General features: G+C 41.7%; 17 protein-coding genes. 1 reads left to right on the top strand and 16 read right to left on the bottom strand.

Annotation, left to right across the window (positions count from 1 at the left end; all coding sequences use genetic code 11):
* Nucleotides 1-41: 41 nt before the first annotated feature.
* The 14 genes from ACTQ1L_RS11450 to ACTQ1L_RS11385 form a co-directional block, all read right to left on the bottom strand.
* Complete coding sequence (locus ACTQ1L_RS11450) at nucleotides 42-2,126, bottom strand: efflux RND transporter permease subunit (protein WP_441367250.1); 2,085 nt, start codon at nucleotides 2,124-2,126, stop codon at nucleotides 42-44.
* 256 nt (nucleotides 2,127-2,382) lie between these two features.
* Nucleotides 2,383-2,952 (bottom strand): TetR/AcrR family transcriptional regulator C-terminal domain-containing protein, encoded by a 570-nt coding sequence (locus ACTQ1L_RS11445; RefSeq protein ID WP_321110089.1) that lies wholly within the window; start codon nucleotides 2,950-2,952, stop codon nucleotides 2,383-2,385.
* A complete protein-coding gene (locus tag ACTQ1L_RS11440) occupies nucleotides 2,952-3,182 on the bottom strand; it encodes a hypothetical protein (RefSeq protein WP_022292855.1) in 231 nt (76 codons plus the stop codon). Before ACTQ1L_RS11440 ends, ACTQ1L_RS11445 begins: the two co-directional genes overlap by 1 nt.
* A gap of 22 nt (nucleotides 3,183-3,204) precedes the next feature.
* Entirely contained in the window at nucleotides 3,205-3,795 is a 591-nt protein-coding gene (locus tag ACTQ1L_RS11435; RefSeq protein WP_321110088.1) for an HdeD family acid-resistance protein, read from the bottom strand.
* Nucleotides 3,796-3,807: 12 nt separating this feature from the next.
* Nucleotides 3,808-4,794 (bottom strand): SseB family protein, encoded by a 987-nt coding sequence (locus tag ACTQ1L_RS11430; RefSeq protein WP_441367247.1) that lies wholly within the window; start codon nucleotides 4,792-4,794, stop codon nucleotides 3,808-3,810.
* 52 nt (nucleotides 4,795-4,846) lie between these two features.
* On the bottom strand, nucleotides 4,847-5,341 hold the full coding sequence (locus ACTQ1L_RS11425) for an NUDIX hydrolase (RefSeq protein ID WP_015568499.1): 495 nt from the start codon (nucleotides 5,339-5,341) through the stop codon (nucleotides 4,847-4,849).
* A gap of 103 nt (nucleotides 5,342-5,444) precedes the next feature.
* Entirely contained in the window at nucleotides 5,445-6,692 is a 1,248-nt protein-coding gene (gene rlmD, locus ACTQ1L_RS11420) for a 23S rRNA (uracil(1939)-C(5))-methyltransferase RlmD (RefSeq protein ID WP_441367245.1), read from the bottom strand.
* 30 nt (nucleotides 6,693-6,722) lie between these two features.
* On the bottom strand, nucleotides 6,723-7,826 hold the full coding sequence (locus ACTQ1L_RS11415) for a D-alanyl-D-alanine carboxypeptidase family protein (RefSeq protein WP_441367243.1): 1,104 nt from the start codon (nucleotides 7,824-7,826) through the stop codon (nucleotides 6,723-6,725).
* 120 nt (nucleotides 7,827-7,946) lie between these two features.
* On the bottom strand, nucleotides 7,947-8,879 hold the full coding sequence (locus tag ACTQ1L_RS11410) for a DMT family transporter (RefSeq protein ID WP_441367241.1): 933 nt from the start codon (nucleotides 8,877-8,879) through the stop codon (nucleotides 7,947-7,949).
* Nucleotides 8,880-9,052: 173 nt separating this feature from the next.
* Nucleotides 9,053-9,607, bottom strand: a complete 555-nt coding sequence (locus ACTQ1L_RS11405; RefSeq protein WP_441367239.1) for a zeta toxin family protein — start codon at nucleotides 9,605-9,607, stop codon at nucleotides 9,053-9,055.
* Entirely contained in the window at nucleotides 9,597-9,839 is a 243-nt protein-coding gene (locus ACTQ1L_RS11400) for a hypothetical protein (RefSeq protein ID WP_441367237.1), read from the bottom strand. Before ACTQ1L_RS11400 ends, ACTQ1L_RS11405 begins: the two co-directional genes overlap by 11 nt.
* Before the next feature lie 181 nt (nucleotides 9,840-10,020).
* The gene (locus tag ACTQ1L_RS11395) at nucleotides 10,021-10,377 is read right to left on the bottom strand and encodes a hypothetical protein (protein ID WP_012743788.1); all 357 of its coding nucleotides are present in this window, start codon (nucleotides 10,375-10,377) and stop codon (nucleotides 10,021-10,023) included.
* Nucleotides 10,378-10,456: 79 nt separating this feature from the next.
* A complete protein-coding gene (locus ACTQ1L_RS11390; protein ID WP_441367235.1) occupies nucleotides 10,457-11,383 on the bottom strand; it encodes a hypothetical protein in 927 nt (308 codons plus the stop codon).
* A 93-nt stretch (nucleotides 11,384-11,476) separates the two neighbouring features.
* On the bottom strand, nucleotides 11,477-11,938 hold the full coding sequence (locus tag ACTQ1L_RS11385; RefSeq protein ID WP_118004506.1) for a hypothetical protein: 462 nt from the start codon (nucleotides 11,936-11,938) through the stop codon (nucleotides 11,477-11,479).
* A gap of 77 nt (nucleotides 11,939-12,015) precedes the next feature.
* Here ACTQ1L_RS11385 and ACTQ1L_RS11380 point away from each other — a divergent pair, with 77 nt between their 5' ends.
* Entirely contained in the window at nucleotides 12,016-13,170 is a 1,155-nt protein-coding gene (locus ACTQ1L_RS11380; RefSeq protein ID WP_441367233.1) for a serine/threonine-protein kinase, read from the top strand.
* Nucleotides 13,171-13,317: 147 nt separating this feature from the next.
* Here ACTQ1L_RS11380 and ACTQ1L_RS11375 read toward each other — a convergent pair whose 3' ends face one another.
* Nucleotides 13,318-14,475, bottom strand: coding sequence for an iron-containing alcohol dehydrogenase (locus ACTQ1L_RS11375; RefSeq protein ID WP_441367231.1), 1,158 nt, complete (start codon nucleotides 14,473-14,475; stop codon nucleotides 13,318-13,320).
* 57 nt (nucleotides 14,476-14,532) lie between these two features.
* Nucleotides 14,533-16,221 (bottom strand): AAA family ATPase, encoded by a 1,689-nt coding sequence (locus ACTQ1L_RS11370; RefSeq protein ID WP_441367229.1) that lies wholly within the window; start codon nucleotides 16,219-16,221, stop codon nucleotides 14,533-14,535.
* Nucleotides 16,222-16,515 lie beyond the last annotated feature (294 nt).

Genomic DNA, 16,515 nt, shown 5'->3' with positions numbered 1-16,515 from the left:
CCAAAAAGTATTTTATCCCTCATTTATGATTAATCAGATTACTAAGCTGTCAGATTCTTGTTTTTAAAGCCTGCGCTTGTGGCACATATTACTTTGTCAAAAATCATAAACATTGACGGAAGTATAAATACTACTACAAACATACTGATGATTGCGCCTCGTGCAAGCAGTATACAGATAGCACTGATCATATCAATGTTTGAATAAAGTCCTACACCAAAGGTTGCGGCGAAGAAGCAGAGTGCACTGACTATAACTGAGTTTGTCGAATCTGCAAGTGCCTTTGTGATTGCCGGCTTTTTGTCCATTCCGGTGTATCTGTTCTTTCTGTACTTTGTGGTCATAAGTATCGCATAGTCAACCGTTGCACCAAGCTGTATGGTTCCGATTACGATGCTCGCGATAAACGGAAGCTTCGTTCCTGTAAATCCCGGAATTCCCATGTTTACAAAGATTGCAAACTCGATGACCGCTACAAGTATGATTGGAAGCGATACCGATTTGAATACTATGAGGATGATAAGGAATATCAATACGATTGATACCGCACTTACACGCTTAAAGTCTGTATCTGTGATAGTGATAAGATCCTTTGTACAAGGTGCCTCACCGATAAGCATTGCGTCCTCGCTGTAATTCTTTACTATCTTTTTAATCTCTGTAATCTGGTTGTTTACCTCATCAGATGCTGTCGCATATTTTGATGAAACAAGCATCATCTGGTAATCACCGTTTTTGAATATCTCCTTTGCCTCATCCGGCACCATATCATCCGGTATGGTAGGTCCGAGTATTGAGTCAAGCGATACCGCAAGCTTTACTCCATCGACCTTATTGATATCATCTATCATGCTTATGCTGTCTGCCTTTGGCATATCGCTCGGCGCGATGATGATATGTGTGGCACCCATAGCATACTCCTTGTCGAGTCTGTCATTGGCCTGCTTACTGTATGCACTGTCAGGCATGGTTCCTGCAAGGTCATAGTAGACCTGATCATGAGTGTATCCGTATATTGCCGGGATGAGCACTACGATGAAAATCACTGCAAGTATCTTATAATGATTTGTTACCCAGCTTGCAATCCTGGAAACATCCGGCATAAGAATCTTATGCTTTGTCTTCTCGATTGCCTTATCACATGCAAGAATCAGTGCAGGAAGGATAGTTACACATCCGATAACTCCGAATACAACGCCCTTTGCCATTACGATTCCCAGGTCAAGTCCAAGTGTAAAGCTCATGAAGCAGAGGGCTACGAAGCCTGCGATTGTTGTGATTGAACTTCCTGTTACTGAGACAATTGTGTGGGAAATGGCATGTGCCATGGCTCGCTTCTTGTCTCCGTCATATCTGTCTATCTGCTCCTGATAGCTGTGCCACAGGAAAATCGAATAATCCATTGTTACGGCGAGCTGCAATACTGCTGTCAGTGCCAGTGTCAGATATGAAATCTGTCCCTGTATAAAGTTTGTTCCCAGGTTATAGATAATAGCCATTCCTATGCTTAGGAGGAATAACATCGGAACAATTATTGAGTCCATTGTAATTCCCATGACAAGCATTGAAAGCAATGCTGCTATGATGACATATATTGGAGCCTGCTGTATAACAAGGTTTTTGGTATCGGTATTAACCGCCGCCATTCCTGCAACGAAGCAATGGTTTTTCACCATCTTATTCATCTTGTCAACGGCTTCCATCGTCTCATCCGAACCCATTGTGTCACTGTAGGTGACGAGCATGAGCTGGCTGTTTGCATCCTTGTTGTTAAATGCGTCGTACACCTCATCCGGAATTGCCTCTCTTGGCAATGTGGAATCAGCGATTGTTCCGTACCAGATGACAGCATTTACACCCTTAAGGTCCTCTATGTCATCCGCCAGAGTCTCTATGTCCTGATCCTTCATATCCTCTAAGATCACAAATGACAACGCTCCGGTTCCAAACTCATCTACCATGATATCCTGGCCCTTCATAGTCTCTATCTGGCTTGGCAGATAAGAAAGGATATCAAAGTTGATTCTCGTGTTGATAAAGCTGATGCCCGACGGTATAAGCAGTGCAAATGCAACTATCAGTATCAGCACACGATGTTTTACGACTCCTTTTCCAAATTTAATCATTAGATTCACCACTCTTTCTTTTATTCGTATTGAAGTATAAAAAAAAAGACCGAATAAATAAATATTCAATCTCTTCGATTTGTCATGTGAGATATACAAATCCATCAATTTGTATATCCGATATGACACATATATGATATTGTATTTGATTTCTCACACTTTTTCACAGCATTTTCATATTTATATGAACGCATGCCTCTTTATGATTCTGCTTTATGAGCTTGCTTAAGCCGTCATTTTACATGGTAATTGTCCTCTACAGCTCACTTAGTATATCATCCATCGAACGCGTAATCAGATACATGTATGCCTCAGCCATCTCCTTCGGCTCAATATCATCCATGCCCTGGGCTATCCAGCCCTCTGTGATAAAGCACAACGACTGCGCATAATATGTAGAAATCACCTCCGGTGTGAGCCAGCGGTATTTGGATTTCTTTCCTGTGCTCTTTTCGCTTATAATATTCATAAACATCTCATAGACGCACTTCATGGCAATATGATTGAACGTCACAGCGCCCTCCAGCTTTAGTGCTTTCTTGTAAAAAACACTGTTTGCCGAGATATTATTGAGCATCAGCACAATCGCTTCAAAAATCATTCCGGCATTGAGCAGTGGCTTGATGGGCTCAAGCAGCTCGTTTTTGATGATCCACTCTATCAGCTCGTACTTGTCCTGAAAATGATTGTAAAACGTAGGGCGGATAACTCCGGCCTTGTCCGTTATCTCTTTAATTGTAATCTTGTCGATTGGCTTTTTCGCTGAAAGCTCTATAAGGCTCTCAGCGAGCACCAGATCTATTGCATTCTTACCTTGCTGTGTCATTACTCATCAAACTCCATCGTGACAAAGTAGCCCTTCTCGGTCTCCCTCACATCCACGACATCGCCCTCGCGGCTTTTGAGCCTCTCACTGACCACGTAGTTTCCCGACATGGCAATCGCATGCTCTATCGTATAATAATATGAAGTCGGAAGCTTGCTCTCTGTTACCTTCAGATGGTCACCGACCTTGGTAAGTCCGGGTCTCTCCATCTTAAACTCCATCCGACGCATTCTGTCGCCTTTCTGTTACTGCTTAATTGTCATCTTTTCTGTCCTCAACAAACGTTGACTCATACTCCTTTTGCTTATTGTAAGCGCTCTCAGCCTTTGTGGCACGGCTTGTAATCCAGATATTGGACACTCCGTTGAAAATCAATATGATTCCGACAACAACAGTGGCTGTCTTCATTACATCAAATGCATTTGTCACGCAGATTATTCCAAAAATCAGACTGATTATTGAAAAAATCAGGCCGACACTCCAGCCTCCGTAACCGTATTTTCTGGCATCCACTGCCTCAATAATGCTCCTGATGCTGTGAAAAATGAGCACCAGACCAATTACTATAGGTATCAGGCTCACAACAACCTTTGGCTGTACCAGAAACCATATACCCACTGCTAAAACCACAAGCCCCAGCATCGCTGACAAACCATTCGTGACTATATTCAAAAAATAGCTGCACATATAGACCACTCCGATGATGATAAGCACTACCGCAAGCACATTGGCCACAATCGTGAGCACCGAAGCTCTCCATATGATAAATACCAGTCCCAGCGCTATACAAAGCACTGATGACAATAGAAAATCAGCCTTTATTCTGCCTAAAAACTCCTTCATACGCGACCTCCTTTATATATCCTGCCCTACATTACTTTTCTGATTCTGTTCCTCTGCACTTTTCTTGACCAGGTCAAGAACAGTCTGAAGCTCAGCCCCCTCAACCGGTGCAGCTCCATATCCAAGACGCTTGTGATCTTCTGTAATCTCGGCCAGCTCAGTAGTTTTATCGGCCTTCGCATCAATTACAAAATATCTGCCCTGTGACGCAGCATCATCCCACACGAGATAAGCACGGATTGCGCAGTTTGGAGCCATATCTCTTGTTGGGAAATCAACTCTGGTGATATTGAGCGTATCAGAAATCTGCATAGACATAACAGAGAAATCCTCCTCCATATATGGATACATACGCTTCTGCTGATATGCCTCCTCGTACAGCTCATCTATTAGCTTTTCCTTCTCATCGGCAAGTCGGTCCATGAACTCTTTTCCGCCCTCAAACATCTTTGCCGGCAGGAAAATATGCTCATACTGCATACGCTCGAAGATGACATACTGCTCTGCTGTCATCTGTACAGTCTTGCCCTTTGTCGGTGATGTAGGATGTCCCTCTCTTCTGGCCTTTTCCACTGCCTCAATCTTTTCTACAAGAGGCTTTTTGAAAATCAGATTGTGAGTGAACGGGTTGAATGCGATACCATCAATCTTTAACTCTTTATTTGCCACCATATTGTTGACTGCAAGAAACGGCATATTTACAATGCATGGTGACGGATGATCCTTAGAAAGCTGTGCCTTTGATGTATAAATCGGCAAGAAAGCCTCTCCCTCACCGTTTTTAATAAATAGCGGAATCGGCCTGTTGTTCTCTCCGACATTTGCAGGCACCAAAAATCTGCTCTTAGTGCATTTTTCAATGAGCTTATTGAGTGACTCCGCCTTTTTGTCGCTTGAATACTGTGTCAGCAGCGCCTCAACCTCCGGGTTTTGCACCTCAAGAGTGAAGGCCGGATCATCCTTTAATTTATTTTTGATTTTATTTTTATTTTTATCCATTTATACTGCTTCTCCTTATATTAAATGCCCGGATTTACATCCAGGCATTATTTTAACACATTTCTTTTATCAACTCAACAATCTTAGTATCTCTTGCTATCCATTCTTTATCAAGAAAAGCGCTGTTGGCCTTTATTATCTCATCCGGCGTGGCCCATGACAGATGATACTCAAGCCTTATCTCGCTGTCTGTCATCTGTGCTGCCACATGCTCGTCCTTCACATCACAGAAATACACGTAGGTGTGACAGTAATATATCTTGTCAGCCTCAAATATATCGCGTCTCTTTTCTATGACCTTGCCGCACTCCCTGATGCTTTCCGGCACGACAAGAAGCCCTGCCTCCTCGCGCACCTCCCGTGCCAGCGCCACCTCGTTGGTCTCGCCCGCATCGATGCCGCCGCCCAGTATCTTGTAGTAGCCCTCACCGGCCTGCTGCATGGCAAGCTTTCCGTCTCTGATAATAACCGCGCGCACCGCGAAGCGCTCAAATACCTCCATATCATCGGAATAATTGTGTTTGTCAAATGTATATAGCGTTCTCATGTTTGTCCTCCGTATATGGGCTGTAATCATTCATTAGTATACATGGAAAGTAGTTTTTATTCTACACCATTTGACGGCGAATTGGAATACTATTATTGACCTTTTACCTGCAAAGTAACACAACAGTCTCTATGTGCTCTGTATATGGAAAGCAGTCATATGGTGTTGCACGCTTCACTGTATATCCATGCTTTGTGAGATACTTTAAATCCCTCGCCAGTGTTTCCGGACCACACGACACATACACCACTCTCTCCGGCGACAGCTTGACAACCGATGATAAAAATGCCTCGTCGCTGCCGGTTCTTGGAGGATCCATTATGACAACATCCGCTTTCTCACCCTTTTGTGCCATCTCGACCATGAATTTTCCGGCATCGTCATTGTAGAAGCGGATATTTCTGATGTCGTTTCGCTTTGCATTGATGACTGCATCGCGGATTGCATCACGATTTAGCTCGACTCCGATGACTTCACCTGCATTTTTCGCTGCTATGATGCCTATGGTTCCGGTGCCGCAGTATGCATCGATTACACGTTCCTTGCCGGTGAGGTGTGCCTCGTGAATGGCTTTTTCGTATAAAAGCTCCGTCTGTACCGGATTCACCTGATAAAACGAGCCTGGTGAGATGCGGAAGGTGCAGCCACACAGCTTATCCTCTATGAAGCCCTTGCCATAAAGTGTGATGTTTCTGTCTCCGAGCACCATGCTTGTCTTTTTATCATTCACGTTGAGCACCACTGTCGTGATATTGGGATGCTTTTTCCTGAGTGCTTTTACGAAATTGTTCTTCGATGGAAGTATCGGCGATGCCAGGACAAGCACTACCATTATCTGCCCTGTTGCATAGCCCTTTCTTACAAGCACATGTCTGAGAAGCCCATAGCCGGTGTCCTCATCATAGGTCTTTATCCTGAATGAGCGGAGCATATCCTTTATGTCCCTTATTATCTCATCTGACTCCTGCTCCTCTATCATACAGCTTTCGATATCCACCACATCATGTGTGTTTTTCCTGTAGGCTCCCGCCACAATCTGACCGCGCCTCGTACAGTCAAAGGCTGCATGAACCTTGTAACGATAATAGAGCGGATTTTTCATGCCGACAATCGGCTCCACAAAGCAAAAAGGCTTTAGCAGCTTTTTCATGTATGCCTGCTTGGTTTTTAACTGTTCCTTATATTCTACGCCCTGATAGTCGCAGCCTCCACATTTCTTCGCATACGGACATACGTTATCGCTTTTTGCCCGGTTGCTTTTCTCCTTTAGTCTCGGCTGTCCGTTGGCTTTTTTGTATTTTTTCTCATTACGCGTGGTTTTTCCCCTGTAATTGCCTTGATTTTCCGCCATATCCGTGCTCCTTAAAATCAGCTGTGCTGATTACTTGCCGTATGTATTATATAAATACACATGATTATCTATACAGTGCCATCCGCTTGAAGCGCCTGCTGTCACACATATATATGTCTTTCCGCTTGCTGCCTTCTCATAGCTGACCGCACAGTTGCCGGACTGATTTACAAAGCCTGTCTTTGCACCGATTACCTCGCCACTTGTCATCCTGTCCTCTATTCGGCGCAGGAACAGATTTGATATGTTCAGGTTCTCCGGATGCTGCGGTGTTGCAGCCGTGCTATATGTATGATTTGAAAGTACTGTTTTACAAATGTCGTCCTGCATCGCTGCCTGCATGATGACCGCCATATCATAGGCTGTGCTGTAATTGTTCTCATCATATATGCCGACAGGGTTTGTAAAATGTGTGGTCTGACCTATCCCAAGCTCTGCTGCCTTCTGGTTCATCATATCGACAAATGCTTCCATGGAGCCTGCTGTATAAACCGCAAGCTGATATGCCGATTCTCCACCTGATGGCAGGATGGTTCCGTTAAACACATCGCGAAGCGGCACCTGCTCACCGTCTAAAAAGCCTGTTGTACTGCAATCATGCACATATGAATAATCTGTGGCTTCTCTTGTAATTGTAACAACCTCGTTGAGCTTGTTTTCTATCACAGCCTGCCTGTCTATTTCGGTGTTTTCATTCTCCGCTGCAGCAATTGCATTTTTCTCAGCCTGCTCTGCTGCTACAAGCACTGTCATAACCTTTGTCATGGAAGCCGGATACATTTTCTCATGAGCATTTTTTCCCGCAACAACTGTGCCGTCCTGCTCATCAATCACTACGGCATAAGAGCTCTCAAGCTCATCTCCGATTGCTGCTGTAGCATCAGACTCCTTTGGCACAAAAAGCTCCTTTGCTTCCTCTGTCTCACTTACCTGCTCAGTCACAGCGGTCACATTTTCTGTGGCTGTCCCTGTGTTTTTTGCCTTATTACTGTCTTTTTTTGCCTTATTAAAGCACGATATAACTATTATAATCGCTATAACGACTGTCACAGCCACTATTCCTACAAGCTTAATCTGTGAAGTTCCTGTATTTCGTCTGCGGCGTCTGTAATTTTTTCTGCTATTATTTCTCATATCCAATCCCTATTTCGTTGTAACTATTCATCCCCACGCACATTCGCAAAACCGCACTATACTTGTGCTTTTTTGTTCTCAGTGATTCTGAATAATCACATTTCATTTTTATACTGTAACCTATTTAGTATACTCCCTATCCGGAAGCTGTGCAATAATTATCGCAATAAACATGAGCACACATCCAAAAATTTCTCTGCCACCTAGCATCTGGTCCAGCAGAATCCATCCTGCAATCACAGAAACCACCGATTCAAGGCTCATCGCCACCGATGCCACCGCCGGATTTAGGCCCTTTTGTCCGACAATCTGCAGCGTATAGCCCACTCCGCTTGAGAAAATACCGGCGTAGAGAATCGGAATCCATGCATCCCATGTGCAAAGCGACTGTGCCCACTGCGCTATACCGCTGGCAGACGGTCCCATATCAGTAAAAATCATCACTATACATGAGCCAAGTCCGGTGACAAAAAACTCAATGCATGAAAGTCTGACCGCATCTACATGTGATACGAAATGGTCTATAACAAGTATCTGTATCGCAAAGCACAATGCTCCTGCCAACAGGAGCAAATCCGACCCACTAAGTGAAAATGCCCCATTCATGCACAGAAAATACATGCCTATCAGTGCAATAAATACACCTATCCATATTTTGGCTCCGCATTTTCTTTTGAGGAAAATCCCAAGTATAGGCACCATAAGTATATATGTAGCTGTAAGAAATCCTGCCTTGCCGGATTCTGCGCCCATGCTGATTCCAAGCTGCTGCAGGTTGCTTGCAAAGAAAAGTGCTATTCCACAGCAGCTTCCGGCTATCCAAAGCTCTTTCTTTTGCTTTTTGCTTTCAGGCCTGTTTACCGTCAGCTCTTTTACATCCAGTATTTTTATGACCGGCAGAAGGCAGAGCGCACCAATAAGGAAGCGGATGCCGTTGAATGAAAATGCTCCAACTGCATCCCCTCCCTTTGACTGCGCTACAAAGGCTATTCCCCAGACTATATCTGCCAAAAACAAAATAAAGACATGTCTTGTCTTTGAGGCTGTATTCATTATAATAGTTCCTCCGTGTTATCAAAATCAGAGATATTATATCACCGACTGCCTTAAATTGCATACTTAAATATGCTGTTACATATCGTTTGTATATGAAATTATACAAAAAACAGGCGGCAAACACCCTCTTTGCTGGTAGTCTGCCGCTTATTTGGTCTTTCAGGTTAAGATTATTTCATCAAACTTAGTATTTTTTCTTCATCCCACAATTCATTTGCAAATATAGATATATCATCCTTGTGTTTTCTTATTATTCGCACAGGTTCAAACGTATTATCATATACATGTAAGATATCACAAATCTGCAATAATTCCTTAATGTTTTTCAATGATTTTTCATATCGCGACACAATTTTTTGTTTCTCAACATCATGTCCACCCTGTGCAACTCTTGCTTCAACTCTTGCAACATTAATATATGGACTTGCGGTTAATACAAATACACATTTTATAAAGTAACCTTCTCTTTTAGCTTTTCTTAATATCTCAAGTTTATATTCGGATGACAAAACAGTCTCAAAAGTAAAATCTTTTTTCCCTGAAATCGCCTTATATCTTTTTTCGTCTACAAATCTCGCCGCCTCTACATTATCCATGCCTGTTGATGCTACAACATCATCTGCGTTAGTGTATTCTCCTACTTTTTCAAAATATTGAGTAATTGTACTCTTTCCTGAGCCATTAGGTCCTGCTAATACAAGGATCATTGGTTTTCTAGTTGACATACTTTTTCTCCCCATCAGAATACTCTATATAGGCCCTCTGAGTTACAGGATCATATTTTGCTATAGGTTTTTTACAAACCCTAGCTTTATCTATTGCTGATCTGACTGCGGCTGCTGCCCTATTATCCATTTCAGCATCATGTTCACTTATAATATTATTATCTATCAGTCTCCCTCTATCTGTAACAATTTTTACGGACATCTTCCCTACTTTTCTTATCTTTGTTGCCATATATCTCTCACCTTTCATAATTTTATATTGTATACACATATGAATATAGCTCTTTGGCTGATGCTCATTTACACATTATATAATCTATCGAGTTAATTATATCATATTTCATCTTAGTTTAAATATCAAAAAAGGAAGATTCTCCTTAGAATCTTCCTCATATGAATTCAAATAGTAATATTTAATTGTTCTTCTTTGCCATAACCAGTGCAACTACCGCAAGAACTGCATTTATCAGACACCAGCCTGCCCATATAGCCAGATCCGAAAAACTTCCATAACCCGCAAATCCGATAATTGCTGCCAATCCAAAAAGTACTATGAGCGCGATATTCCCACCCTTGCCTAACGATTTTCTCGTAGCGATTGAAACAATTCCACCTGCAAGCATAAGAATTGCCACAATTATTCCTGCACTTCCTGATGCCTCACCATTGGCCTCCAATGCATTAGATACTCCTGCAGCGCATGACTGAAATGATACAAAAACAAATAAAATTATTGATAAAATACCTGAAACTAATTTCCAAACCTTCATGATGAATTTCTCCTATCTATTTAAATATTGCGTAGCTCTACTGTTTAATAATCATACTTTCATATGATGTTTAAATTATTTACTGTGCCGTAAATGTTATCTCATCTGAATCCGCTATTGTATCGTAGCTCTCAGCATTGTATATATGGAATTTAAGCTCCACCTGATCGACCGACGTGATTCCGTTTGCCTCAAGATCACTTGACATAATGGTTATATCATCTATAGACTTCTTTCCGTCATAGACTGTGGTTGAAAACAGCGGTGTCATCATATATCCATTGATAGACATATTGTCCACGTTTATTCCGACATTCTGACCTGAGGTGTTTTCGATGTAAAGTAAAATTGCTGTTCCCCAGAAGGAATTTTCATCAACTGTTTTTCCAACAATCCTTACACCATTTGCATTGTAAAGCTCCTGTCCCGCATCGTTTGGTGTCGTATCCATGTTTGCAAATTCAGAGGTCTCAAGCTTTGAATATACATTCTTGAAAAGATTATCCCAGTTTGAATCGTATGCGTGGAAATACATCTCAATTTGTCCTACTGTATCTATTCCGGCTGCTTTAAGCTCTGTTGACGATAAATACATAACCTCATTCGCCTTCTTTCCTGCCGCAACATCCGCGCTGAACAGATCTGTGATCATATAATCGTTCACGATAAGTGCATCACAGCCTATTGTATAGTCCTTGGCCGAATTATTTTCAACCAGAAGCTTAATTCCGTCTCCCCATATGCTGTCCGTCACATATTCAGTCGCAGTTATTTTGATGCCATCCTGGTCTACAAGCACCTGCTCATTGATGCTCTCATCTGCTGATGCCTGATCTGCGCCGCCTCCATTAGTTCCGCTGCTCTCTGCGCCTCCACCGGTCTCTGTTGCGCTTCCCGGTGCAGCTATGCTCTTTTTTTGCCCTGTATCCGAGCTGCATCCCAATAATGTAAAAGTAATTGCTGTGATACTCAGTACAAGAGCCAGTAAATTAGTTCTTTTTTTCATGGTTAAGTCCTCCTCTGTAAATTGTAGGACTATTATACCATCACAGTATGAATACCGTTCTCCCCGCAGCGGTGGTAAAATTATATTCTAAACCTACTCCTGCACACCACTTGTCCTGAGCATTTCCATACCATTTTTGCTGAGTAATTCGTTCACTTCTATGATTCCGCCCGGACGGTCTTTAAAAATAAGCATAAGAAGGGCATCTCTCGGGATTTTTGCATAGAGCTGCGGCATCTCGTATTTTCTCAAGGCTCTCTGGGTCTGCTCCAATGTAAGCTCTGCAGCATAACATATCCTCAGGATAATATCCCTCTGCCTGGTATGTTTTTCGCCTGACAGAAGCTTGTAGCCGTATTTTTCCGGAATATCAGCCTTCAAAAACACCATCTGCTGTGTTATTTTCTTTTCCTTAAGCAAATCCTTTATGTACTCCGAAAACGCATTTTGCTCCGGATTCATGCTGTCCTTCTGCTCAACACAAAATTTATCAAAATCCGATATATGAGTTTTTCCAAGGATATCATCCAATTCTTTTGTATTTTTTTGCTTCATAAATTTCTCCCATCTGTTATACTTGTACTTGTAACTATTCCTACCTCATTAGCGATACCTGAAAGGATACATGCACCATGAGCGATTACAAAATAATCTCAGCCTTAAATGAAGAACACAAGGTTTATCTGGTTCAATCTGCGCTTTCCGGCAATATTTATGTCCAGAAAATCCTTGATATATACAATATCCGCGTGTACGAATACCTTTATCGCAATCCTGTGGCCGGTATTCCGCGCCTTATCAATTACTATGAAGATGGCAATCAGCTTATCGTAATCGAAGAATATATAAGCGGAACCTCCCTGCAGGAAAAAATAGACAACTCTGACCTTAGTGTTTCCGATATCAGAAGCTACATGATTATGCTCTGCAATATACTTGAAGCTCTGCACTCGATGACTCCGCCTATAATCCATCGCGATATAAAGCCCTCAAATATCATAATCACCAGTTATAACTATGCCATGCTTTTAGATTTCAATGCAGCAAAACAATTTTCCGGACAAAACGAGTCTGATACCGTGCTGATCGGCACTCCCGGATATGCAGCTCCCGAGCAGTATGGCTTTGGTTCTTCATCTCCGAAAACAGACATATATTCTCTCGGCATAGTACTGCGCGAAATGCTTGGCAGCATCACTCCGGTTCCCGACATTGCTCCAATTCTGCACCGGCTTAACCTGATTGCAGAAAAATGTACTCAGATGACACCAGCCGCAAGATACCAGTCTGTGGCAGAGTTAAAAAATGCCGTATCGCAGTCATATTATCCTGCGCAGCACAGCACTTCTGCTGCCGGTAATTCAAGTCAATATGCACACCAGAACCATGATAATGCAAACAATGCAGCCAATGCCAATACTGCTAAACGAGCTATCCACGACAGTTCTTCCCTTTTCCTCCCACCCGGATTTCGCACGAGAACTCCATGGAAAATGCTGCTATCCTCAGTCGCATATCTGTTCATAATATGGCTTTGCCTGTCATTAGAATTAGAAAATACTTACGGAGCAAAGCTGTGGCTTGAAAGAATTTTCTGCCTTGGTATGTTCATATTTACGATTTTCTGTGGCTTTAACTATCTCAATGTACAGAATATACTGCCACTTTGCAAGAGCAAAAACCGTTTCCTGCACTACGTCGGCATAATACTGCTAGATGTGGCAGTGATTTTTGCTCTATTTGTGATTATGTTCATTATAGAGTCTGTTGCATTCCCTATAAAGTGATTTTTTATATAATAGCACATAAAAATAAGCCATGTTCTCACCGCTGTGGTGGTAACATGGCTTATTAAAGATAAATATATTTTGTTCTCATACCTCAAATAGAATTTCAATCAAGGTATTAATCCGGTTATTTGCAAGAATGATTGATTAGAATGCCGCTCTGTATATCTCCACAATATCGTCCTTGCTAAGCGGTACAAACGATCCCTTTGAACCCTCGCAGGCCTTCTTTGCCATCACCTCAAAGTTCCTGTCGTCTGTGATTCCTACCGCTCTTAGATTTGCAGGAATGCCCATTGTCTCAAAGAAGAATTTCTTCAGTGCATCAATGCCTGCGTGTGCAAGTGCATAGTTATCATCACCGGAAAGTCCCCAGACATTTTTTGCAAACTCCACAAACATTGGAAGTGTGTCGTCATTTAGTATGTGCTCCATCCACGCCGGTGTGAGTATTGCAAGTCCCTCTCCATGAGTAATATCATAGAAAGCGCTCAGCTCATGCTCCATAGGATGTACGCACCATGCAGGTGAACAGCCATCGCCCACAACACCGTTGATTGCATGTGTGCCTGCCCACATCAGGTTGGCTCTGGCCTCGTAGTTGTCAGGCTGTGCGAGGGCAACCGGTCCATTTTTAATCATTGTACGTAACAATCCCTCCGCCATAAATTTCTGGCAGTCAGCATTCTCCATAGAAAAATAATTCTCCATTGTATGGCTCATCATGTCTGCGGTTCCCGCTGCAGTCTGTTTTTTTGATACTGAAAAAGTATATTCAGGATTTAATATTGACATAGTTGGCACCATATACGGCGATCCTGTTCCCCACTTTTCATTTTTAGACATATCAGAGATAACAGCAAAAGGATCCATCTCTGTTCCGGTTGCGGAAAGAGTAAGCACATCAAATATCGGAAGTGCCGCCTTGACCTTTAAGCCATCAAGCACCAGATCCCATGCATCACCGTCATACTTTGCACCTGCTGCAACAACCTTTGAGCAATCAATTGTACTGCCGCCTCCTATTGCAAGCACCATGTCGATACCCTCATTTTTACAGATTTCAACACCCTTTCTGACTGTCTCAATCTTTGGGTTTGGCTCCACTCCGCTAAGCTCAAACACGGTCAGCTCCGCATCCTTAAGGATCTTCATTGCGGTATCGTAGAGACCGTTTTTCTTTATAGAGCCGCCTCCGTACACTAAAAGCACCTTGCTGCCATATGCCTTAAGCTCTGATAAACTCGAAATGGTATCCTTTCCGAAATGGATTTTTGTTGGAATGTTGAATGTGAAATTGTACATATATAATACCTCCTGCTAAATAATCATATTTTTCAATTTCTCGTATCATAATTTCTCTCAGCATCCGATCAACACTTTTTTCCCGCAAAATGCAAATCCGTAATGCTTGATATTATTCTCAGATATTCCCCTGTCCAGCAATTGAGTATCATAGTTTTTCTCATCAATTTGTCTGAGTGCTGCCGCAACCGTATCTTCGAGTCCACTTTCTTCACTGTCATCAAACACCTTAAACTCCATAACAAATGCGTCACGTCCCTTCTCCCTCGGAACCAGAACTACATCATATCTTCCAAAGCCACTTTCACGATTTGAAAAGACTTCATAATTATCACGTATATCAACCAAAAGTCCAAGCACAAAGCCATGATAAAAACGCTCCGGCTGACTACGTTCTGATGGATGATTGCCTGTATCAAAACTACTAAAAGTAGACATCGCCACATCATTCATATACACGTTCATTGCTTTTACATCCCCACTAAATAAAGCCTTCACAAATTCATTATAGTTGGATGATACATCCGCAAACCATCCTTTGAACAGATTAGAAAACATACTTATAGTCTCAAGATTCGTTATACTAAGTCTATACCAGGGCTCAAGAGTAATTCCCTTATGGACAATGCTATCAACCTTCAGATACCCACTCGCCAGAAGAAGGCTCCATATAGCGCTCTCATCTTTTTCGAGCCGGTTGAATACTATCTGTTCATCAAAATTAACCTCAATACTCTTTCCATTAACCAGACTTTCCATGAGGCTCTTTACCTCTGCAGATGATTCCTGTATAAGTTTGCTTATAAGAGCATTGGAGCTGGTAGCAGCCCAATAAGGCTTTAACTTTTTTTCTTTCAGGAAATTAGTGATAGACCATGGATTATATATATCTTTGAGCGAACCAAAGGTAAATCCATCATACCACTGCTTAACAACAGCTTTTTTATCACTCATGCCATACTTTTCAATCGACTCAAAAACCTCTTTCTCAGTAAAACCAAAGCAATCAGCATATTGCTCTGATGTAGTCGTAACAACTACCAGGTTATTCAGATCTGAAAAAACAGACTCTTTTGAGACTCTCGTAATTCCTGTCATTATTGCACGTTCCATATATGGGTTGGTCTTAAAAGTAGAGTTCAGCAATCCTCTCATAAAATTAACGAATTCATCCCAATATCCATGAATGTAAGCTTCCTGCATAGGTGTATCATATTCATCAAGTAGAATAATAACCTTCTTCTTGTAGTACTCGCTTAAAAAATATGACAGATCTTTAAGGGAATCCTGAGCTGTTACATCATCAATCCTATCTGTCATGTCTGACAGCTTACGCCTATCAGCTACTGTGAAATCAGGATAATCTATCAGATAACGATACTGCCTGTATACATCCGCAATTATCTTCTTAACCTTCTGTACCGCATCCTTATAATTTCCCTGCTTTACATCAGCAAAGCTTATAAATATAACAGGATATGCTCCCTGTAGCTTGCGGTATTTTACGCTGTTCCATATAGAAAGTTTCTCAAAAATCTCACTTTTTTCCGAATAATGATTTGAGAAAAAATAATTAAGCATACTCATATTCAGAGTTTTTCCAAAGCGGCGTGGTCTGGTAATAAGCGTGATGTCATCCGCACTCTCCCACCATTGCCTGATAAAATCAGTCTTATCTATATAAAAATAATTGTTTTCACGAAGGTATAGAAAATCCTGTTTTCCGATGCTTATAGTCTGTGCCATACTTTCTTCTCCTAAAATCATATATGCCTATTATATAATTCTTTTGAAACGATTACAAGCAAAGAAAGATACCGCTTACGATTGCCGAAAAAAGAAAGGCTATATTTTCTTTCACCCCTATCTGTCAATAGTTAGCTGATTCTCAAATGTTTGCTAACTGATTCATAAAACTTAAACAATTGAATGATTTGAGGGTCAAAACCACCTCGTAAAAAACGGTTTGTACCTTGAAAATTTCACATAAACGATTTTAAATTAAAAAATGGGATTTTATACGTGCTATTCCGTGTATCA

Source organism: Agathobacter sp. LCP21S3_B2 (assembly GCF_052118705.1).
GTDB lineage: Bacteria > Bacillota > Clostridia > Lachnospirales > Lachnospiraceae > Roseburia.
This window is presented reverse-complemented; position numbering and strand designations above follow the sequence as displayed.